Raw genomic sequence first — 18,619 nt, 5'->3', positions numbered from 1 at the left:
CTGCTCCGCAATCAGTAAGTCCGAACCTTGGGCGGGAACGCCTCACGGGTCTTGGGTGCCATGTTGACGCTGCGCCGGGTCATGGACTCGGTATCCGGATGGTAGAGGCTGTGGCACAACCAGTTCGCGTCATCGCGATCCGGGTAGTCGAAGCGACAGTGAGCGCCGCGGCTCTCGGTGCGGAAGTTGGCCGCGACCGCCGTGGCAAACGCCGTCTCCATCAGGTTGTCCAACTCCAGGCACTCGATGCGCTGGGTGTTGAACTCCTTCGAGGTATCGTCCAGACGGGCGTGCTTGAGACGCTCGCGGATGGTCTTGAGCTCCTCGAGCCCTTCGGCCATCGCCTTGCCTTCACGGAACACGGAGAAGTTGTTCTGCATGCAGCGCTGCAAGTCTTTGCGGATCTGCACCGGATCTTCGCCGCTGCGGGTGTTCTCCCAACGGTTGAAGCGGGCCAGTGCAGCGTCGAGGTCAGATTCGGAGGCCTCACGACCGTGCTCCATCTGCCCCAAGGTGTTGACCAGATGCATGCCGGCCGCCCGGCCGAACACCACCAGATCCAGCAGGGAGTTGCCACCGAGGCGGTTGGCGCCGTGCACCGAGACGCAGGCGATCTCCCCCACCGCAAACAGGCCAACTACCGGCACGTCGTTGCCGTCCTTGTCCTGGGTCAGGCACTGGCCGTTCACGTTGGTCGGCACGCCGCCCATCATGTAGTGGCAGGTCGGAATGATGGGGATCGGCTCTTTGACCGGGTCTACGTGGGCAAAGGTGCGCGACAGCTCGCAGATCCCCGGCAGGCGGGATTCGAGCACCTCCTTGCCCAGGTGATCGAGCTTGAGCTTGATGTGCGGGCCCCAAGGGCCGTCACAGCCGCGCCCTTCGCGAATTTCGATCATGATGGAGCGGGCCACCACGTCGCGACCGGCCAGATCCTTGGCATTCGGCGCATAACGCTCCATGAAGCGCTCGCCATCTTTATTGAGCAGGTAACCGCCTTCACCGCGGCACCCTTCGGTAACCAAGACCCCCGCCCCAGCGATGCCGGTCGGGTGGAACTGCCACATCTCCATGTCCTGCACGCCAACCCCGGCACGCAGCGCCATGCCCACCCCGTCACCGGTGTTGATGTGGGCGTTGGTGGTGGACTGGTAGATGCGACCGGCGCCGCCGGTGGCGAGCACCGTGGCCTTGGCCTTGAAATAGACCACCTCGCCGCTCTCCATGTCGATGGCGGTACAGCCCACCACATGGCCGTCCTGGTTCTTCACCAGATCCAGGGCGTACCACTCGGAGAAGACGGTGGTCTCGTTTTTGACATTCTGCTGATACAAGGTGTGCAGCAGAGCGTGGCCGGTGCGGTCGGCAGCGGCCGCAGTACGCGCGGCCTGCTCACCACCGAAGTTCTTGGACTGGCCACCGAACGGACGCTGATAGACACGGCCATTGTCGAACCGGGAGAAGGGCAGACCCATGTTCTCTAGCTCGAGAATGGCAGCAGGGCCGGTCTTGCACATGTACTCGATGGCGTCCTGATCTCCGATGTAATCGGAGCCCTTGACGGTGTCGTACATGTGCCACTCCCAGTTGTCCTCATGGGCATTGCCCAAGGCCACCGTGATGCCACCTTGGGCAGAGACGGTGTGGGAGCGGGTTGGAAATACTTTGGAAAGCAGGGCGCAGCTCTTACCGGACTGGGCAATCTGCAATGCAGCACGCATGCCGGCGCCACCGGCACCGATCACGACCGCGTCAAACTCACGAACAGGAATCATCATACCCCCCACAACACGACGAAGCCGGTCATCAGATAGGCCAGCAGTACGACCACCACCACAAATTGCAGGGCACCGCGCAGACCGACCGGTTTGATGTAGTCAGTCAGCACCTGCCACAGACCGATCCAGGCGTGGATCAGCACACAGAGCAGGGCCAGCAGGGTGAACACCCGGGTAAAGGTCGAGGCAAAGAACTCGCCCCACACCTCATAGGTGATGTCGTTGCAGGCGATGAAGCCCACCAGATAGAGGGTATAGAAGGTCATAATGAGCGCACTGGCGCGGAGCAAGATGAAATCATGCACTCCGCTGCGCCCGAAGGTTGCAGAATTGGTTACCATACCAGCACTCCCGCCAATACCGCCAGAACCCCGGTAATGACAAAGGCCACACGGGCACTCTGCTTGCCGGATTCCAGCTCTTCACCGTAGCCAAGATCCATAATGAGGTGCCGTATGCCACCCACAATGTGGTAGGCCAGCGCCGTCAGGATCCCCCACACCACCAGCTTGACCAGGACGTTGTCCAGAATGGACACCACCTGTTCAAAACCATCCGGCGAGGAGAGTGAAGTACCCAGCATCCAAAGCAGGATCGCCAGCGACACGAACATAATGACGCCGGAAACACGATGCAGGATGGATGCAATGGCAGTAACAGGAAAGCTGATCGTTTGTAGGTCGAGGTTGACCGGTCTCTGTTTGTTTTTCACGGCTTTGCCCACTCAGCTCCATTGAGCACGTTAGTTATTGTTTTCACAATCGCTGATGGGCGTTGGGCGGGGTTTGTGAGGCTTTTGTTATCAATGGATACAGGGAAGCCTTAATCCTGCAGCTGGGGTGTCTTCCAGCGTTTCCGAAAGCGTTTCAAACACCGACGTCCATCACCCACGAGCGGCAGTATATCGGTGGGGTTAACCGATGACAATCAAACATCTACACAGTATTTCAAAAACTACCACCCAGATCTCATAACTGATTTCACAATGCATTAACCGTAAGCCAGCAAAATTGACAATAGTCCCTGCTTCTGGTTCAAATATGGCGTCCAGCCGCCCGGTCGCCTTGGTATTGGGAATAGAGCCTTTGCCAGCGCTCCCCAACTCGCATAGAGTGGACAACTGGAAACAAATTAAAATAAAGAGCAAAGGAGACGTGCTATGGCTGATAAGATAGCCACCCTGCATCTACCCGGTCAGGATCCGGTTGAACTGCCGATCCTGTCTGGTTCCATAGGCCCTGACGTGATCGATGTGCGCAAACTGGGCGCCCACGGTTACTTCACCTATGACCCCGGCTTTATGGCGACCGGATCCTGCAAATCCGCCATTACCTACATTGATGGAGATCAGGGGGTGCTGCTGCACCGCGGTTACCCGATCGCCAACCTGGCCAAACAGGCCACCTATCTGGAAGTGTGTTACATCCTGCTCTACGGCGAAGCCCCCTCCAAGGCCCAATTCGCCGAGTTCCAGCGCACCGTGACCCGTCACACTATGGTGCACGAGCAGATCGCTTTCTTCTTCCGTGGATTCCGTCGCGACTCCCACCCCATGGCCATCATGTGCGGTGTGATCGGGGCGCTCTCCGCCTTCTATCACGACGCACTCGACATCAACAACGAGCAGCACCGCGAGATCTGTGCCTTCCGCCTGCTCTCCAAGATGCCGACCCTGGCGGCCATGTGCTACAAGTACTCCATCGGCCAGCCCTTCATGCATCCGCGCAACTCCCTCTCCTACGCCGCTAACTTCCTTTATATGATGTTTGCGGTGCCGAGTGAGGAGTACAAGGTCAACCCCGTAGTCGAGCGCGCCATGGATCGCATCTTCACCCTGCACGCCGATCACGAGCAGAACGCCTCCACCTCGACCGTCCGTCTGGCCGGCTCCTCGGGTGCTAACCCGTTCGCCTGTATCGCTGCCGGGATCGCCTCCCTGTGGGGCCCGGCGCACGGCGGTGCCAACGAAGCCTGCCTGCGCATGCTCGAAGAGATCGGCTCGGTTGAGCGCATTCCTGAGTACATCGCCCGCGCCAAGGACAAGAACGACGCGTTCCGCCTGATGGGCTTTGGTCACCGTGTCTACAAAAACTATGACCCGCGTGCCCAGGTGATGCGTGAGACCTGCCACGAAGTGCTCAAAGAGCTGCAGATCAAGGATCCGCTGCTCGACGTGGCCATGGAGCTTGAGCGTATCGCCCTCTCCGATCCCTACTTTGTCGAGAAGAAGCTCTACCCGAACGTCGACTTCTACTCCGGCATCATCATGAAGGCGATCGGTATTCCGATGAGCATGTTCACCGTGATCTTCGCCATCTCCCGTACCATCGGCTGGATTGCCCACTGGAACGAGATGCACTCCGATCCGGACAACAAGATCGGCCGTCCGCGCCAGCTCTACATCGGCGAGGCGCAGCGCGAGTTCGTTCCCATCGATCAACGTTGATCCTGATGGCGTATTGATTGAGGGCGGTCATTGACCGCCCTTATTTTTGCGCGCTCTAATGACGTCCTCATGCCAGCCGGGTCTGCCCGGCGGCGCCATGCCAGGAGACCCCAGATGAAATGCATTCTTATCGACAAGCCCGAAGGCCACTATCAAAGCCACCTGACCGAGGTGGATGAGGCCTCCCTGCCGTCCGGTAACGTCACGGTTCAGGTGCACTACTCCACCCTCAACTACAAAGATGCCCTCGCCATCACAGGCCAGGGGCCGGTGGTGCGCAGCTTCCCCATGGTGCCGGGTATCGACCTGGCCGGCCGCGTCATCGAGAGCAGCCATCCGGCTTACCGCCCCGACGATCTGGTGCTACTCAACGGCTGGGGGGTAGGCGAGAAGCATTGGGGGGCGCTGGCGGAGACCTGCCGCCTCGATGGTGACTGGCTCATTCCCCTCCCCTCGCGCCTGACCGCCCGCGACGCCATGGCCATCGGTACCGCCGGCTACACCGCCATGCTCTGTATCATGGCGCTGGAGAAAGCCGGTGCCCGTCCCGAGCAGGGGCCAGTGCTGGTGACCGGTGCCAGTGGCGGCGTCGGCAGCTTTGCCGTGGCCCTGCTGGCGCGCAAAGGGTTCGAGGTGGTGGCCTCCACCGGCAAGCTCGATGAGCGCGACTACCTGAAGGCACTGGGGGCACGCGAGGTGATCGACCGCGCCGAGCTCAGCCAGCCCGGCAAGCCCCTTGCCCGTGAGCGCTGGGCTGCCGCCGTCGATACAGTGGGCAGCCACACCCTGGTCAATGTTTGCGCCGCCATGCGCTACGGCGGCCTGGTGGCAGCCTGCGGCATGGCCCAGGGTCTCGACTTCCCGGCCTCGGTCGCCCCCTTCATTCTGCGTGGGGTGCACCTTATCGGGGTCGACAGCGTCATGTGTCCACGCGACACCCGGGTTCGCGCCTGGGAGCGGCTGGCCGCCGAGGTCGACGGGCCGCTGCTGGAGACCATAGCCCGGGAGATCACCCTAGCCGAAGTCATCGAGACGGCCGGCGACATCATGGCTGGGCGCCTGCGCGGCCGGGTACGCGTCAAGATAGCCTGACTTGCTGCATAAACTCGCTGCATAAAAAAGACCCGCCACTCGGCGGGTCTTTTGCATCATCAGGATGAAAGGCTTACACCCGCACGGCGGTGCCGCTGATGCTCACCATCAACATGGAGCCGTGCTGCCCCACCACCTCGTAGTCGATGTCGATACCGACCACGGCATTGGCCCCCAGTGCCATGGCGCGCTCCTTAAGTTCGCCAAAGGCGATGTCGCGGGCACGGGCCAGCTCCTTTTCATAGGCGCCGGAGCGCCCGCCTATGATGTCGCGGATCCCGGCAAAGATATCCTTGAAGATATTGGCTCCGAGGATCGCCTCGCCGACCACGATACCGCGGTACTCGAGGATGGTCTTGCCTTCCAGGGTGGGAGTGGTTGAGAGGATCATACGTGCTCCTGCATGCGAGGGGATGAGCCCAGTCTAAGGGGGAATAACAAAAAAGGAGAGGGTCTCCCCTCTCCTTTTGCTTGGTGGCCGCCTGCTTAGTGCAGCTTCAACGTCGGGCGCAGCACCCGGTTGATGCGGCCCACCAGCATGATGAGGCCGGTCTTGATGTAGCCGTGCAGGGCGATCTGGTGCATCCGGTACAAGGAGATATAGACCAGACGAGCGATGTAACCTTCGACCATCATGGAGCCGCGCATCAGGTTGCCCATCAGGCTGCCCACGGTGGAGAAGCGGCTGAGCGACACCAAAGAGCCGTGATCGTGATAGCGGTAGGGCTTCATCTCGCCGCCGTTGATCTTAGCCAGGATGTTCTTGAAGCACTGGGTCGCCATCTGGTGAGCGGACTGGGCACGGGGCGGCACAAACTTGCCATCCGGCTGCGGACAGGCGGCGCAATCGCCGATGACGAAGATGTGCTCGTCACGGGTGGTCTGCAAGGTGTCATGCACCACCAGCTGGTTGATGCGGTTGGTCTCCAGCCCCGCCAGATCCTTCATGAAATCCGGCGCCTTGATGCCAGCGGCCCACACCATCAAGTCCGCTTCAATCAGCTCGCCATCCTTGGTGTGCAGCCCCTCTTCGGTCGCCTGGGTGATCATGGTGCCGGTACGCACGTCCACACCGAGCTTGACCAGCTCCTGATGGGCGGCGCCGCTGATGCGCTCGGGCAGGGCCGGCAGAATACGCGGGCCCGCTTCCACCAGCGTCACCTTGAGGCTGTCGGTGGTGAGGTTTTTAAAGCCATAGGCATAGAGCTGCTCGACGGCGTTATAGAGCTCGGCCGAGAGCTCTACCCCAGTGGCGCCGCCACCGACGATGGCGATCTTGACGGTGTCACCCGGCTTGTATTCGGTGGCGAACTGCAAGAAACGGTTCATCATCCGGTTATGGAAGCGGTGAGCCTGGGAGGGGCTATCGAGGAAAATGCAGTGATCCTTGATGCCCGGTGTATTGAAGTCATTGGAAACCGACCCGATGGCCATCACCAGGTAGTCGTAAGGCAGCTCACGCTGGTTAACCACCACGTCGCCCTTGTCGTCGACGATGGGGGCCAACACGATGCGTTTCTCATCGCGCTTGATGTCGGTCAGGGTGCCGAGCTGGAAGTCAAAGCCGTGGTTCTTGGCATGGGACTGGTAGCTCAGGGCGTCGATGCCCGCGTCCATGGAGCCGGTGGCCACCTCGTGCAGCAGAGGTTTCCACAGGTGGGTCCGGTTGCGGTCCACCAGGGTGATCTTGGCCTTGTTCTTGCGACCAAGCTTGCGCCCCAGACTGGTGGCCAGCTCCAAACCACCCGCGCCGCCACCTACAACGACAATATTCATCATGGATCTTATTTCCTTGGTTTCTCAAAACGAAAGGGAGCCAGGAGGCTCCCTAAAGACAAATCGTTCGACGTGATAAACGTCAGGCGTCCTTGAATGCCTTCATCCGCTGCAGGTGCCGAGACAGGTTTTTAAACTTGTGCGTCTCGCGCTCGTCCCACACGATGTCGTAATAGTTCTTCAGTTCACGCTCAGTGTCCCGATTATCTCGCACTTCGTCCTGAACGGAAAGGATGCACAGACAGTTTCCTGAATTTTTCTTACGAAACTCGGTTACACACTTGGTGGCAATGTCGTTGTACTCCTCGGGCCGCTCTATCTTCCCCTGCATGTTCTCCTCCGGGTGGAGGTTGGGGTTAAACAGCACCTGGCGAATGCCGCACAGAAAACCGATCCGCTCGCTCCAGTAGGCTCCCAGCCCCACCCCGCAGATGAGCGGCTTAGGATCAGCGCTCATGTCGAGCTGTTTTTTCACCTCTTTGAGCAGATGACTCATGTCGTGACGGGGGTGCACCGTGCTGTAGTGCACGAAGCGCACATCGTCATCGATATACTGCAACTGCAGCACCTTTTCGTGATTGCCGGAGCTGGTGGCATCAAACCCGTGCAGATAAATGATCATCGCTTGTTTCCTTACTTCCGAAGCTTGCTTCAATCGACCCTACCGCAGGGATGGCGCGCCTCGCCACCCCAGATTGGTACTTTCTTGCTTTAGATCACCAAACCGTGACGGTTGCGCGGCGGTCACAAGGTGCAGCAGGCCACCCAACAGGCTTGCGGTGCCATCACACCGTGCAACATCATGGTCATGCCCTGATGATGCTTGGCAGGAGCATTCACTCTACCCCCGCCAGCGCAGCGCCATCAACTGGCCTGTGGCGCATCGCCGCGCAAGCGCCCAATCAGGGTCATGACCCCCACCAAAATGAGCCCGGCCAGCACACCGGCCAAGCCACCGATGAGGCTTGGCATCAGGGCCGCAGACAAGGAGCCGACCACCGGCAGCGCACCGACGGCGGCGCTCGCCCCTTCCAGCAGAGGGTGAGCCGCCGGCACACCGTGCAGCAAGATGCCGCCCCCCACCATGAACATGGCGAGGGTACCGACAAAGGCCAGCAGGTGCATCAGCCTCGGCGCCAGCAGCAGCAGGCTGCGCCCCAGCGCCCGCCGGGCCCCGGCCAAGGGGCCACGCTCCCCCTTGTTGACCAGGTGCAGCCCGATGTCATCAAGCTTGACGATCAGCCCCACCAGCCCGTAAACCCCGACGGTCATCAAGAGGGCAATCCCCGCCACCACGCTCACTTGCACCGCAAAAGCGCTGCCCTGCACCGTGCCAAGGGCGATGACGATGATCTCGGCTGAGAGGATGAAGTCGGTGCGCACCGCCCCCTTGATCTTCTCTTTTTCATACGCCACCAGATCCTCTGGGATCGCCTCCTCACGCCCGTGCACGTCCTCCTCATGGGGCCGCCACTTGTGCACCAGCTTCTCGGCCCCTTCAAAGCAGAGATAGGCGCCCCCCATCATCAAGAGCGGCGCGATAAGCCAGGGCACCAGGGCGCTGATGAGCAAGGCCGCCGGCACTAAGATGAGCTTGTTGCGTAGCGACCCCTTGGCCACCGCCCACACCACCGGCAGCTCGCGCTCGGCCCGCACCCCGCTCACCTGCTCGGCGTTGAGGGCCAGATCGTCCCCCAGCACGCCGGCGGTCTTCTTCGCCGCCACCTTGGTCATCAGGGCCACGTCATCGAGCACGGCTGCAATATCATCGAGCAGGGCCAACAGGCTGGTTCCGGCCATCCGGTTTACTCCATCTAACAACAGAAAAGGGCCCCCAGTGTAACCCATGGTTGCCCGGCGGCAACGGGTTGCCATGGCCCCCCCTCTTGCGGTTAGATTCGTCTCTCCTTCCCCTGCTGGAGAATGCACATGTCCCCATGGATCCCACTGCTCGCCGCCTGGTTTGGCGAGCCAGCCGATGATCTCACCCGCGCTCGTCGTCAGGCCCCCCTTTGGTGGGGCAAATCGGAGGAGACTGACGCCTGGCTGCGCCGCGAATTTGGCACCCTGGCCGCCGACGCCGCGGCCGGACGCCTCGATGAGTGGGCCCACAGCCCGCAGGGGCGGCTGGCGCTGATCCTGCTGCTCGACCAGTTGCCGCGCAACCTGCACCGGGGCTCAGGCGCCGCGTTTGCCCAGGATGCCCGCGCCCGCGCACTCTGCCTTGAGGGGTTGGCAAGCGGCGCGGATCAGTCGCTGAGCGCGCTGGAGCGGGTCTTTTTCTACCTGCCGCTCGAGCATGCCGAATCCCTGCCGCTGCAAGATCGCTGTGTCGCCCTGTTCGAGGCGCTCGCCCGCGAGCAGGGGCCGGGACTGTTCGATGAGTACCTCGACTTCGCCCGCCGCCACCAGGCCATCATCGCCCGCTTCGGCCGCTTTCCCCACCGCAATGCCGTGCTGGGGCGAGAGAGCAGCGAGGCCGAGCGCCACTTCTTAACCCAACCCGGCTCCTCATTTTAAGCGGCGCAGATAAAAAAACGCCCGGCATGGCCGGGCGTTACGGTATTGAGGCGGGCCTTAGCCACGCAATCTGGCGGCCACTCCCGCCACTCGCGCCCCGTAGCGGCGAGCACTCTCCAGATCCCCTTGCGGGATCGCCTCAGCCCCGGCATCGGAAGGGCCCTGAGTCAGCAGGCCGACCGAGCCGCCCAAACTGTTGGTGTCGGCACGGGTCGCCGCCTGGGTGCTGGCCGGCAGTTGACCGAGACTGACCCAGATCCCGCCGTGCTGGGAGGCGAGGGTCTGCAAATAGATGAGGGTCACCTGCTTGTCGCCGTTGAGGCTGGCACTGACGGTGAAGCCGCCAAACACCTTGTCCTGCCAGCCACGGTTGAACCACACCTTAGAGCTTTCATCAGCAAACTTCTTGAACTGCCAAGGAACCCCGCCCATGTAGGTTGGTGCACCGAAGATGATGGCATCGGCCTCATTGAGCGCCGTGAAGCCGGCTTCGCCGATCTCGCCCTGCTCATTGACGACGACGAGTTCAGCCTCGGCCCCCTTGGCCACCTCCTCGGCCACCTTGCGGGTATGACCGTAACCGGAAAAGTAGACCACGACTGTCTTGACCATATTAACCTCTTTGTAGATGGGCTGATGAAGCGACGCCTGCTGGTGCCGCGATCCGAGCTGATGGTATCTTTCAGAAACCGCCCGCCACAATGAGTGTCCGGCAAGAACCTTGGTTACCTGGAGGAAACCTATGGACACTGTCCCCTACGACGTTTATTCGCGCCACTGCCCCGCCCGCCTCTTCTTCGATCGGCTGGCCGAGAGCTGGGTGCTACTCATCATCGGACTGCTGCGCAAAGAGGGGGCGCCGCTGCGCTTTAACGATCTCAAGCGCCGCATCGACGGCATCTCCCAGAAGGTGCTCTCGCAAAAGCTCAAGCAGCTCGAACGCGACGGCCTGGTGAGCCGCGAGCTGTTCCCCTGCGTGCCGGTGCGGGTCGAATACGGCCTGACCGAACTTGGGCTCTCGTTTGCCGCCACCATGGAGCAGCTCACCGGCTGGGCACAGCAAAACGTCGAGGCCATGGCGCAGGCCCAACACCGCTATGACGCGGCTCAAGCGGCGCGCGAGGCCGAGCGTGCACGCCCGGCGCTGCGTTTCGTCAATACCCTGCCAGAGCGCTGAGGCGCCCCCCCAACCAGCGGGCCATGGCCCGCTTGCTTCATGCCCCTTCCGGTAGCGCCTCCTCTTTTTGATAGGCGTTTGGCGAAAGACCGAGCAGCTCCTGCACCGGGGTGGCGATAGTGATGGACGACAGCGTCCCCACCAAGATGCCGGTGAACAGGGTGAACGAGAAGCCATAGAGCGCCTCACCGCCGAACAGCAAGAGCGCCCCCACGGTAAACAGGGTGGTGCCCGAGGTGATCAGGGTACGGCTGAAGGTGGCGATCACCGCCCGGTTGGTGCACTCGTGGATTGCCGGCGGCTGGCGCGAGCTCAGGATGTCGCGCAGCCGATCCGAGATGACGATGCTGTCGTTGAGCGAATAGCCGATCACCGCCATCAGGCCGGCGATGACGTTGAGATCGAACTCAATCCCAAACAGGGCGATGAGGCCAAGGGCCACCAGCGCATCGTGCAGCACCGAGACCAGCACCCCGATGGCCTGGCGCCACTCGAAGCGAAACGCCAGGTAGGCGGCGATGGCCACCGAGGCCGCCAAGAGCGCCAGCATCCCCTGCTCGAGCAGCTCGGCCCCCACTTGTGGGCCAACCTGGGTGGTGCGCAGCAGCTCGACCGGCAGATCAAACTGCTGCCCGAGCAAGCTCGCCAGCTCCTGCGGTGTCCAGGCCAGGGCGTGCTCCGGCAACTTGATGAGCCACTCCCCCGGCACCCCGGCCGGGTGTAGCTCGACCGCCCCCTTGAGCGGCGCCGTCAGCAGGGCGTTGAGCTCGTGGGTGCTACGCAGGGTGTCGATGCGAAACTCAAGCAGCGAGCCGCCGGTAAAGTCGAGCCCCAGTTGCAGGCCATGGGCCCACAGCAGCCAGGCGCAGTAAAGGGTCAGGATGACCGAGAGGCCGAGGCCGATATAGCGCCAGCGGGTCAGATCGTGCAGAAAACGGTTCAACATGGCTCAGATCCTCAACAGTTTCAGGCTGCTTTTTCCCCAGATGGGGTTGATGATGGCGCGGGTGCCCCAGATACCGGTGATCATGCTGGAGATAAGCCCCAGGATCAGGGTAATGGAGAAGCCCTGCAGCGGGCCCGAGCCCACCGAGTAGAGGATCACCGCGCTGATGAGGGTGGTGATGTTGGCGTCAAAGATGGTGCGAAACGCCGAGCGATAGCCAAAGTCGATGGCGTTGGCCAGACTCCCCCCCTCGCGCAGCCGATCGCGAATGCGCTCGAAGATAAGCACGTGAGTATCCACCGCCATACCGACCGTGAGCACCAGACCGGCGATGCCAGGCAGGGTCAACACTGCCCCCGGCAACAGGGCCAGCATACCCACCTGCATCAGCAGGTTGGCCACCAGCGCCGTCACAGCCACCCAGCCAAACTTGCGATACCAGAGCACCATGAACAGCATCATGCCGGCCATGCCGAAGGCCAGCGCGGTGAAGCCAGCCTCAATGTTTTGCATCCCAAGACTCGGGCCTATGCTGCGCTCTTCCAGGATCTTGAGCGGAGCGGTGAGGGCGCCGGCGCGCAGCAGCATGGCCAGCTCCTGCGCCTCGCCCATGCTGGCCAGGCCGGTGATGCGGAACTGGTTGCCGAGCGCGGTCTGGATGGTGGCGACGTTGATCACCTCGTTGCTGGCACGCAACTGCCCCTGGGCATTGGTCTTGTACTCGGTGAAGACGGTGGCCATCGGCTTGCCGACGTTGACCCGGCTGAACCGGTTCATCTGGTTGCCTCCGGCCCCGTCGAGCACGATCCCCACCTGGGGCTGGCCGGTCTCACCGAGGCTGGCGCGGGCGTCGACGATGTGATCGCCGGTCAGCACCGGCTTGCGGGTGAGCGGCACCGGCTGACCGGTGCGATCGTTGATGGTGAAGTGGCTCTCGCCGCGCACTTCATAGAAGGCGAGCGAAGCGGTCGCCCCCAGCACATCCTTGGCCTGCTTGGGGTTGTGCACCCCAGGCAGCTCGATGCGGATCGCACTGGGCCCTTGACGCTGCACCGCCGCCTCGACGATGCCGAGTTCGTTGATGCGCTTTTGCAGGATCTTCTGGTTCTGGATCACCGCATTGGTGACCAACTGCGCCCGCTCCTCCTGGCCCAGCGTCAGCAGCAAGGTGCCGTCACGGCGCTCCAACTGCCACTGCTGGTTGCCAAGCAAGGGGCGGATGGCGGCCGCATAGGCCCCCTCATCGACCCCCTCGGGCAGATTGACGCGCACCCTGTCGATGGCCACCTTCTGAACCGAGGCTCCACGCAGGCGCGCCTCGCGCAGCGTCTGGCGCACCATGTCGACGAGGTTGCTGCTCTGCCTGTCGAGCACAAAGTCGGTGTCGACTGCGATCAGCAGTTGGGAGCCGCCGCGCAGATCGAGCCCCAGCTTGATCGGGGCCGCCCCCATGGCCTTGATCCAGGCCGGCGCATTGGCGTGAAACTCCAAAGTGGTGGTGGCGCCGAGGGCATCGAGCGCCTGCTTGGCACTTTGTTGATCATCCTGACTGGCAAAGACCAGGGTCAGGCGATCCCCCACCTCCAGCGTCTGGCTGGGGGCAACCTGGCGCTCCTCGAGCGCTCGCCTCTGCTCGAGGCTGAGCACGTGCTGGCCATGCAGGCCAATGGCGGGCTGCTCACCGAAGAAGGTCGGCAGCGAATAAAAAGCAAACGTCACCAACATGAGCGCGAGCAGGGCATAGTTCCAGCGGCTCATGCGGTTGAGCGGCGCATGCTGGGCACGCGCGCGGGATAACATGGTCATGACAGACCCCATCAATGTGATTCAATGACTCCCCGCACTGCGGGATGAAGACAAGAAGGGTGAGGCCTGTGGGCGAAAGCGCCGGGATCAGGCCGTCACAAGGGGGGCGTGACGGCGTCGGTGACTGAAGCGGTAAAGCAGATGGGCGTAGGCGTGTTGCCGCCGGTCATAGCGGCTGAAGCGATCGCGAAAGCTGTGCCTGTGGTAGGCGACGCCGGCCGGGGCCAGCAGGCCACACAGCAGCAGCAGGATATCGCCGAGCGACCACTCGGTGAGCAAGCGGTAGCGGGCTCCCGGGGTCTCATCATCGGCGCGCAGCGCCTGCTCAAGGCGCAGTAGATGACTCTGGTGGGTAAACGCGGCTTCAAGGTGATCCTTGAGCGGCACGCTGCTTTGTAGCCCCCCCTGCTGGGCAGGCACAGCGCGCTCCCCCGGGCCGGTGGCCAGGGCGGTGCTGAGGACCATGGCCATCAGTAACATCAGCAGCAGGGAGCGCAAGCGAAGCAGCACGTTCATCACCATATAGAATAACGGGATGACCATAGCATGTTGATGGATATAAAAACAAGGCGACCCAGAGGCCGCCTTGGCAAGGTGTGACTTAACCCGCGCGGGCCATGGCCAGGAAGTCGTTGGCATAGCCCTTGAGCAGGCCATAGAGGTGGGCCCGCTGGGAGAGATCCAAGGTCTGGCTGAGATCCGAGAGCCACTGCACGGTGCGCTGGCGCGACTGGGCGGTGTAGCCGGTGTAGCGCCCCCCCATCAGACTGTCACCGCTGGTGAGCAGGGTGCCAAGGCGCGCCTCAAACTGCGGCGTTCCCTTGAGCTTGATCACCTGCTCCAGCTCATCCCACCAGTGCTGCTGGTAGTCAAGCCAGGGGCCGTACAGTTCGTACTGCCACTCGACCCAGCGCGCCACCAGCGGCGCCTGGGCCGGCTTGACCGAGCCAATCCAGAACGCCAGACGCTTGTTCATCTTCTCGGTGAAGTCTTTGAGCTCCTCGTCGCGGCTGCTGCGCTTGAAGCTGGCCTGCTTGTCGGCCAGCTTCTTACGCCGATCGCCGAGAAACTTGGCAAACTGCTGATCGGTCAGCAGCGTGGCCAGACGCACGGTGCGCGGAATGGCGTCGGCGATCACCCGATCCAGATCCCCCTCCAGCGCGCTCAGGTGCTTGTCGACCTGGGTCGGCGACATGGGGCTGGCCACATCGCGGCTGAGGGCGGTGAGCTGGGCGCCGTACGTCGGGATCTCCGCGCGGCGGTGCCACTGCATCAGGCCGCGCACCTCGCTATCGAGGGCACTCTTTTGCTCCCGGCTCAGGGAGAAGTAATCATCCAGTTGCCAGACGATGGCCCAGTCGAGCCAGTAATAGATGAGGCGGGTGGAGCACCCCACCAGCAGCAGGCAGAGCACCCCTACGCCCCAGGCTTTCATTCGTCTCATCGGCTCACTCCAGTCGTTGACGATAGCGTGCAATCCACGCCTCGATAGCGGGATCCTCCCCCTCCCCCCGACGCACCAGCGCCCAGAGCAGGGCGATGTAGTCGACCCAGGGCAGGAAGGGACGAAAATTCAGTTCAAAACATGATCCGCCCGCGGCCCGATAGCAAGCCTCCAGCGCATCGCCATCTTCCTCACTCCAACCGTGGGTGCGCAGGATAGAGGCCAGCTCGAAGCCGGGATGACCGGCCGCGCCATACTCCCAGTCCACTACCCAAGGGCGCGGGCCGAGCAGGTTAGCCGGGCTGAGATCGTGGTGACACGCAAGCCAGCACTCATCGGGCTCGCGGCTCGCGAGCAGGGGCCGCTCCAGCGCACTTAGCCAGGATGGCAAAACGGCCAACTGGCGCCGGTAGCGCGCCGCATGGGCGCGTACCGCCATCTGCACCGGGGGCACCGCAAAGCGGTGCAGCACCGCCAGCACCCTGGCCAGCGCAGGGATGGCCTGCGTCTGGGGCGGCGGCGCCTCGGCCCAGCTCGGCTCGGCGCACCAGTCGATGAGCAGCAGGCCGCGCGCTGGATCGGCGTAATGGCAGGGAGGCGAGAGGCCCGCCGCGGCCGCCTCCCGATAGAGCTGCCACTCCACCGCGCGATCGATACCCAGGCTAGCAGGCACCGGGTGACCCTGACGCAGGAACGCCTCACGGCCATCGGGCAGGCGCAGCCGAGTATTGCGGTTGGTCAGCCCCCCCGACAGCGGCAACTCGGTGGCCATATGCCAAGGGGGCGGCAGCGCCGGGCGCAACTTACCAGCCGAAGGTGGACTTGCGGGCCTGCTTGCGGATCTCCTTCTGATCGGCCCACACCAGCTCACCGCTTTGCAGATCCATCAGGTTCATGGTCATCTGGTAGAAGACATCCTTCACCTTGCCATTGTCTTTGACGATGCTCGAAAGGTTGCCGTACATCATGTAGCGAGCACCGGTCTGCTTGCCAAGGCGCACCATGGAGGCCGGATCGACCAAGCCGCTGCTCTGCTGGTACTCCAGTTGCTGCTTGACCGCCGCCACCTTGCTCATGTCGACAAAGCGGAACTGGCCGGAGGCGAGCAGCTTGGTGCGGATGGTGTCGGTGACCGCCTCGGTGTCGATGTGCTCCGAGGTCTTGTTGCGGATAGCGTCCATGAACATGACAGGGCGACCGGCCGCGGTGATGTCGCGGGTGGCCGGCGAGCTCAGCATGGAGTCGACCATCTTGGTGGCGATGCCTTGCAGATCGGTGGAGCCGTAATCGGCGGTGACGGTCTCGGTCGCGGTCGGATCGCCGTAAGAGACGGTGGTGCTCGAGCAACCGCCGAGCAGCAGGGCGCCCAGGGTCAGGGGCAGCAGAGAACGCATTTTCATCAGTAGGATTCCTTCAACACTTCACGAACGTAGAGGCGATAGCTGACCACCTCAGCCTGGGGAGCCGTGGCCGTCAGGGTGCGGGTCTGATGGCCGTGCAGCGCCAGCGGCTGCCAAGGACGGGCATCGACGGCCACCTCCTGCCCCTGACCATCGAACCAGGTGAATTGGTACTGCAAGGTGCGATCGCCACGCTGGAGATTGCCAATCTCGACGCTGGCCTTGAGCACCCCGTTTTCGCGGGTTCTGGTGCGCTCGGTGAGGCGCACGTCGAGCCCCTCCTGCACCTGGGCAGCCTGACCGCTGTAGCCGGTCATCCAGACACCGCTGGTATCGGTGCTGCACCCGGCCATCAGCAGGGCGGTGAGCAGCATTCCCGCCATGCAGGCGCCGCGGGTTACACGTTGTTTCATAGGGGAACACTCCTGATTTGCAGATGGGGGGAGACTCGGGTCACCCACACCAAGGTGGTGCGACCGGGTCGCACCTCGACCGACTCACCGCGCCCGTTGAGCAGCAGCTCAATCCGACCAGCCGGCACCTCCGCCGACCAAGCGGCGGCCCGTGCCGGCAAGGTGCTCCAGCTGCGGGTGTCAGCATGCTCGGAGAGGGTGTTAAACAGCCCCACCACCAGATTGCCAACGTCGTTGCCCTTGTCGGCCGCCACCCGGCGTAGCTGCTCCTTGGTCACCAGTCGCAGCAACTGGCGCGTGGCCATGCCGGGCAGCTTCTCTTGCAGATCGTAGGCGGCGAGCGCCTCCAGATTGGCCAGTGGCTCGGCGCGGCCTTGAGCCTTGCCCGCCGAGATGGCGAGCGGCACGCTCGGCTCGGCGCGGTTGTCGTAATAGGGCAGCGCCACGGTAAAGGTACGAAAATCGCCGGCCGAGGTCGACAGCGGGAGCGGCAGCCAAAGTTCGCGCCGCGCCGCGATGATCCCCTCCTCATAGAGCACCACCACGTTTCCAACCTTGGGAGCGATGGCCGGCGCTTTGCGCCCGAAGCGCCGCTCGAGGGCCGCGATCTCCTCCGGCGCACCGCGCCGCCGGGCCAGCCGCAGCAGGGCATCTTGCACCGCCCGATTGTCGGGGGCGAGCTCGATGGCCCGGTTGAGATCGACCCAGGCGTCGTTGAGCGAGCCGTCCGCTTCATAGAGCAGGGCTGAGAAGTAAAAGGTGTAGGGGTTGAGAAAACCGTGCTTGACCCCCCCTTGCAGGCGATCGAGGGCGGGAGCGCGCTGCGCCAACTGCTGGCCGACTTGCCGCTCGCGCTCATCGGCCACGGCGGCGCGCCGCCGGGCTAGCGCCGCCTCCTGGGCCTGGTTGGCCAAACGCAACTCGACCAGGGCCCCTTCACGCTCCCCGGCCAGCAGGTAGTCGATGGCCAGATAGTGGTGCAGCAGGGTGCGCTCAAAATCGGCGATGGCGTAAGTCATGGTCTGGTCGTTGGAGAGCAGGCTGCCGGCCTGCTCCAGCCCGTCACGCACCCGGATGCGAGCCCGCTCGTCATCGGCACGCACCGCCATGTCGGCCGCCTGTAGTGCCCGGCGGCTGCCAGCGACATCGCCGGCCAGCAGGGCGATGCGCCCCTCCTCCAGCCGGTCGAGCACATAACTGCCATCACCCGGTGTCGATTCACGTACCGCCTTGCGCGCCTCGGCCGCCTGACCGAGTCGCAGTTGGTTGCGAAGGCTCGCACTCTGATCCGAGTAGGTCACGAAATAGTCCTGCCAGCTGGCACAGCCGCCCAGCAGGAGCGTCAACAGAAGGGGGAGCAGGCCGGCAGGCCTGCGACGAACCGTTAGCAGCAAAGGAGCGGGCCGAGGGACTTACCGCCCACCAGGTGCATGTGGATGTGGTAGACCTCCTGCCCGCCGTGGCGATTGCAGTTCATGATGAGGCGATAACCGTCCTCGGCGATGCCGGCGTCAGCGGCCAGCTTGCGCGCCACGGTGAACAGACGGCCCAGGGCCAGCTCGTGCTCCGGCTCCACATCATTGACGGTCGGGATCAGGGTGTTAGGCACGATCAGGATATGGGTCGGCGCCTTGGGATTGATGTCACGAAAGGCGGTGACCAGCTCGTCCTGATAGAGGATCTGGGTAGGGATCTCTTTGCGGATGATCTTGCTGAAAATGGTTTCCTCAGCCATGCGTGAACTCCTTGCTAACAGTGGGTTGGCAGAGCTTGCAGGGTAAAGGAAAGTGCCTTGTGACGCCACCCCTGACCACAAGTGTG

At 62.9% G+C, this 18,619-nt stretch carries 21 protein-coding genes; 4 read left to right on the top strand and 17 right to left on the bottom strand.

What is annotated here, in order from left to right; translation table 11 throughout:
• Positions 1–11: 11 nt before the first annotated feature.
• The 3 genes from sdhA to sdhC are packed head-to-tail and all read right to left on the bottom strand — an operon-like array spanning position 12 to position 2,502.
• Positions 12–1,778, bottom strand: coding sequence for a succinate dehydrogenase flavoprotein subunit (sdhA, locus tag FE240_RS07080; protein ID WP_042048178.1), 1,767 nt, complete (start codon positions 1,776–1,778; stop codon positions 12–14).
• The gene (gene sdhD, locus FE240_RS07075) at positions 1,775–2,119 is read right to left on the bottom strand and encodes a succinate dehydrogenase, hydrophobic membrane anchor protein (protein WP_193003938.1); all 345 of its coding nucleotides are present in this window, start codon (positions 2,117–2,119) and stop codon (positions 1,775–1,777) included. The genes sdhA and sdhD overlap by 4 nt, the downstream gene beginning before the upstream one ends.
• On the bottom strand, positions 2,113–2,502 hold the full coding sequence (sdhC, locus tag FE240_RS07070; RefSeq protein WP_193003937.1) for a succinate dehydrogenase cytochrome b556 subunit: 390 nt from the start codon (positions 2,500–2,502) through the stop codon (positions 2,113–2,115). The genes sdhD and sdhC overlap by 7 nt, the downstream gene beginning before the upstream one ends.
• A 435-nt stretch (positions 2,503–2,937) precedes the next feature.
• On the opposite strand from sdhC, the gene FE240_RS07065 reads away from it, so the two are divergent.
• The gene (locus FE240_RS07065; protein WP_193003936.1) at positions 2,938–4,224 is read left to right on the top strand and encodes a citrate synthase; all 1,287 of its coding nucleotides are present in this window, start codon (positions 2,938–2,940) and stop codon (positions 4,222–4,224) included.
• A 114-nt stretch (positions 4,225–4,338) separates the two neighbouring features.
• Positions 4,339–5,316, top strand: coding sequence for an acrylyl-CoA reductase (NADPH) (gene acuI / locus FE240_RS07060; RefSeq protein WP_193003935.1), 978 nt, complete (start codon positions 4,339–4,341; stop codon positions 5,314–5,316).
• A 73-nt stretch (positions 5,317–5,389) separates the two neighbouring features.
• On the opposite strand, the gene FE240_RS07055 is transcribed toward acuI, so the two are convergent.
• The 4 genes from FE240_RS07055 to FE240_RS07040 all read right to left on the bottom strand — a co-directional run bounded on the left by FE240_RS07055 (position 5,390) and on the right by FE240_RS07040 (position 8,892).
• Complete coding sequence (locus FE240_RS07055) at positions 5,390–5,707, bottom strand: heavy metal-binding domain-containing protein (RefSeq protein WP_042048183.1); 318 nt, start codon at positions 5,705–5,707, stop codon at positions 5,390–5,392.
• Between the two features lie 95 nt (positions 5,708–5,802).
• Positions 5,803–7,095: an NAD(P)/FAD-dependent oxidoreductase gene (locus FE240_RS07050; RefSeq protein WP_193003934.1), complete on the bottom strand. Its 1,293-nt coding sequence runs from the start codon at positions 7,093–7,095 to the stop codon at positions 5,803–5,805.
• A gap of 79 nt (positions 7,096–7,174) precedes the next feature.
• Positions 7,175–7,714 (bottom strand): alpha/beta hydrolase YcfP, encoded by a 540-nt coding sequence (gene ycfP, locus FE240_RS07045; RefSeq protein ID WP_042048186.1) that lies wholly within the window; start codon positions 7,712–7,714, stop codon positions 7,175–7,177.
• A 242-nt stretch (positions 7,715–7,956) separates the two neighbouring features.
• A complete protein-coding gene (locus FE240_RS07040) occupies positions 7,957–8,892 on the bottom strand; it encodes a DUF808 domain-containing protein (protein WP_193003933.1) in 936 nt (311 codons plus the stop codon).
• Positions 8,893–9,021: 129 nt separating this feature from the next.
• Between FE240_RS07040 and FE240_RS07035 the strand changes: the two genes are divergently transcribed.
• Positions 9,022–9,612, top strand: a complete 591-nt coding sequence (locus tag FE240_RS07035) for a DUF924 family protein (RefSeq protein ID WP_193003932.1) — start codon at positions 9,022–9,024, stop codon at positions 9,610–9,612.
• A gap of 57 nt (positions 9,613–9,669) precedes the next feature.
• Here FE240_RS07035 and FE240_RS07030 read toward each other — a convergent pair whose 3' ends face one another.
• Positions 9,670–10,224 (bottom strand): flavodoxin family protein, encoded by a 555-nt coding sequence (locus FE240_RS07030; RefSeq protein ID WP_193003931.1) that lies wholly within the window; start codon positions 10,222–10,224, stop codon positions 9,670–9,672.
• A gap of 130 nt (positions 10,225–10,354) precedes the next feature.
• Here FE240_RS07030 and FE240_RS07025 point away from each other — a divergent pair, with 130 nt between their 5' ends.
• Complete coding sequence (locus tag FE240_RS07025) at positions 10,355–10,789, top strand: winged helix-turn-helix transcriptional regulator (protein WP_042048190.1); 435 nt, start codon at positions 10,355–10,357, stop codon at positions 10,787–10,789.
• A gap of 37 nt (positions 10,790–10,826) precedes the next feature.
• Here the strand turns inward: FE240_RS07025 and secF are convergent, their stop codons facing one another.
• The 9 genes from secF to hinT all read right to left on the bottom strand — a co-directional run bounded on the left by secF (position 10,827) and on the right by hinT (position 18,533).
• Entirely contained in the window at positions 10,827–11,735 is a 909-nt protein-coding gene (gene secF / locus FE240_RS07020; RefSeq protein WP_193003930.1) for a protein translocase subunit SecF, read from the bottom strand.
• A 3-nt stretch (positions 11,736–11,738) separates the two neighbouring features.
• A complete protein-coding gene (gene secD / locus FE240_RS07015) occupies positions 11,739–13,541 on the bottom strand; it encodes a protein translocase subunit SecD (RefSeq protein ID WP_226799048.1) in 1,803 nt (600 codons plus the stop codon).
• A gap of 87 nt (positions 13,542–13,628) precedes the next feature.
• Positions 13,629–14,051, bottom strand: a complete 423-nt coding sequence (locus tag FE240_RS07010; protein WP_193003929.1) for a hypothetical protein — start codon at positions 14,049–14,051, stop codon at positions 13,629–13,631.
• Positions 14,052–14,142: 91 nt separating this feature from the next.
• A complete protein-coding gene (locus tag FE240_RS07005) occupies positions 14,143–14,985 on the bottom strand; it encodes a DUF6279 family lipoprotein (protein ID WP_193003928.1) in 843 nt (280 codons plus the stop codon).
• A gap of 4 nt (positions 14,986–14,989) precedes the next feature.
• Positions 14,990–15,757 carry a choline/ethanolamine kinase family protein gene (locus tag FE240_RS07000; protein WP_193004484.1) on the bottom strand — a complete coding sequence of 256 codons (768 nt, stop codon included), beginning with the start codon at positions 15,755–15,757 and terminating at the stop codon, positions 14,990–14,992.
• 31 nt (positions 15,758–15,788) lie between these two features.
• A complete protein-coding gene (gene lpoB / locus FE240_RS06995) occupies positions 15,789–16,385 on the bottom strand; it encodes a penicillin-binding protein activator LpoB (protein WP_042048196.1) in 597 nt (198 codons plus the stop codon).
• Positions 16,385–16,798: a YcfL family protein gene (locus FE240_RS06990; protein WP_226799046.1), complete on the bottom strand. Its 414-nt coding sequence runs from the start codon at positions 16,796–16,798 to the stop codon at positions 16,385–16,387. Before FE240_RS06990 ends, lpoB begins: the two co-directional genes overlap by 1 nt.
• Complete coding sequence (locus FE240_RS06985; RefSeq protein ID WP_193004482.1) at positions 16,795–18,189, bottom strand: COG3014 family protein; 1,395 nt, start codon at positions 18,187–18,189, stop codon at positions 16,795–16,797. Before FE240_RS06985 ends, FE240_RS06990 begins: the two co-directional genes overlap by 4 nt.
• Positions 18,183–18,533 carry a purine nucleoside phosphoramidase gene (hinT, locus tag FE240_RS06980; RefSeq protein ID WP_193003927.1) on the bottom strand — a complete coding sequence of 117 codons (351 nt, stop codon included), beginning with the start codon at positions 18,531–18,533 and terminating at the stop codon, positions 18,183–18,185. The genes FE240_RS06985 and hinT overlap by 7 nt, the downstream gene beginning before the upstream one ends.
• Positions 18,534–18,619: the final 86 nt, after the last annotated feature.

Source organism: Aeromonas simiae, assembly GCF_014892695.1.
GTDB lineage: Bacteria > Pseudomonadota > Gammaproteobacteria > Enterobacterales > Aeromonadaceae > Aeromonas > Aeromonas simiae.
This window is presented reverse-complemented; position numbering and strand designations above follow the sequence as displayed.

Coding starts and splice junctions, on each gene's coding strand:
- FE240_RS07030 (WP_193003931.1), bottom strand. CDS start 10,224: ATGGTCAAGACAGTCGTGGTCTACTTTTCCGGTTACGGTCATACCCGC.
- FE240_RS07050 (WP_193003934.1), bottom strand. CDS start 7,095: ATGATGAATATTGTCGTTGTAGGTGGCGGCGCGGGTGGTTTGGAGCTG.
- FE240_RS07055 (WP_042048183.1), bottom strand. CDS start 5,707: ATGATCCTCTCAACCACTCCCACCCTGGAAGGCAAGACCATCCTCGAG.
- ycfP (WP_042048186.1), bottom strand. CDS start 7,714: ATGATCATTTATCTGCACGGGTTTGATGCCACCAGCTCCGGCAATCAC.
- lpoB (WP_042048196.1), bottom strand. CDS start 16,385: ATGAAAATGCGTTCTCTGCTGCCCCTGACCCTGGGCGCCCTGCTGCTC.
- acuI (WP_193003935.1), top strand. CDS start 4,339: ATGAAATGCATTCTTATCGACAAGCCCGAAGGCCACTATCAAAGCCAC.
- FE240_RS07035 (WP_193003932.1), top strand. CDS start 9,022: ATGTCCCCATGGATCCCACTGCTCGCCGCCTGGTTTGGCGAGCCAGCC.
- FE240_RS07025 (WP_042048190.1), top strand. CDS start 10,355: ATGGACACTGTCCCCTACGACGTTTATTCGCGCCACTGCCCCGCCCGC.
- FE240_RS07065 (WP_193003936.1), top strand. CDS start 2,938: ATGGCTGATAAGATAGCCACCCTGCATCTACCCGGTCAGGATCCGGTT.
- FE240_RS06990 (WP_226799046.1), bottom strand. CDS start 16,798: ATGAAACAACGTGTAACCCGCGGCGCCTGCATGGCGGGAATGCTGCTC.
- FE240_RS07000 (WP_193004484.1), bottom strand. CDS start 15,757: ATGGCCACCGAGTTGCCGCTGTCGGGGGGGCTGACCAACCGCAATACT.
- secF (WP_193003930.1), bottom strand. CDS start 11,735: ATGTTGAACCGTTTTCTGCACGATCTGACCCGCTGGCGCTATATCGGC.
- FE240_RS07040 (WP_193003933.1), bottom strand. CDS start 8,892: ATGGCCGGAACCAGCCTGTTGGCCCTGCTCGATGATATTGCAGCCGTG.
- hinT (WP_193003927.1), bottom strand. CDS start 18,533: ATGGCTGAGGAAACCATTTTCAGCAAGATCATCCGCAAAGAGATCCCT.
- sdhA (WP_042048178.1), bottom strand. CDS start 1,778: ATGATGATTCCTGTTCGTGAGTTTGACGCGGTCGTGATCGGTGCCGGT.
- FE240_RS07005 (WP_193003928.1), bottom strand. CDS start 14,985: ATGAGACGAATGAAAGCCTGGGGCGTAGGGGTGCTCTGCCTGCTGCTG.
- sdhD (WP_193003938.1), bottom strand. CDS start 2,119: ATGGTAACCAATTCTGCAACCTTCGGGCGCAGCGGAGTGCATGATTTC.
- secD (WP_226799048.1), bottom strand. CDS start 13,541: ATGACCATGTTATCCCGCGCGCGTGCCCAGCATGCGCCGCTCAACCGC.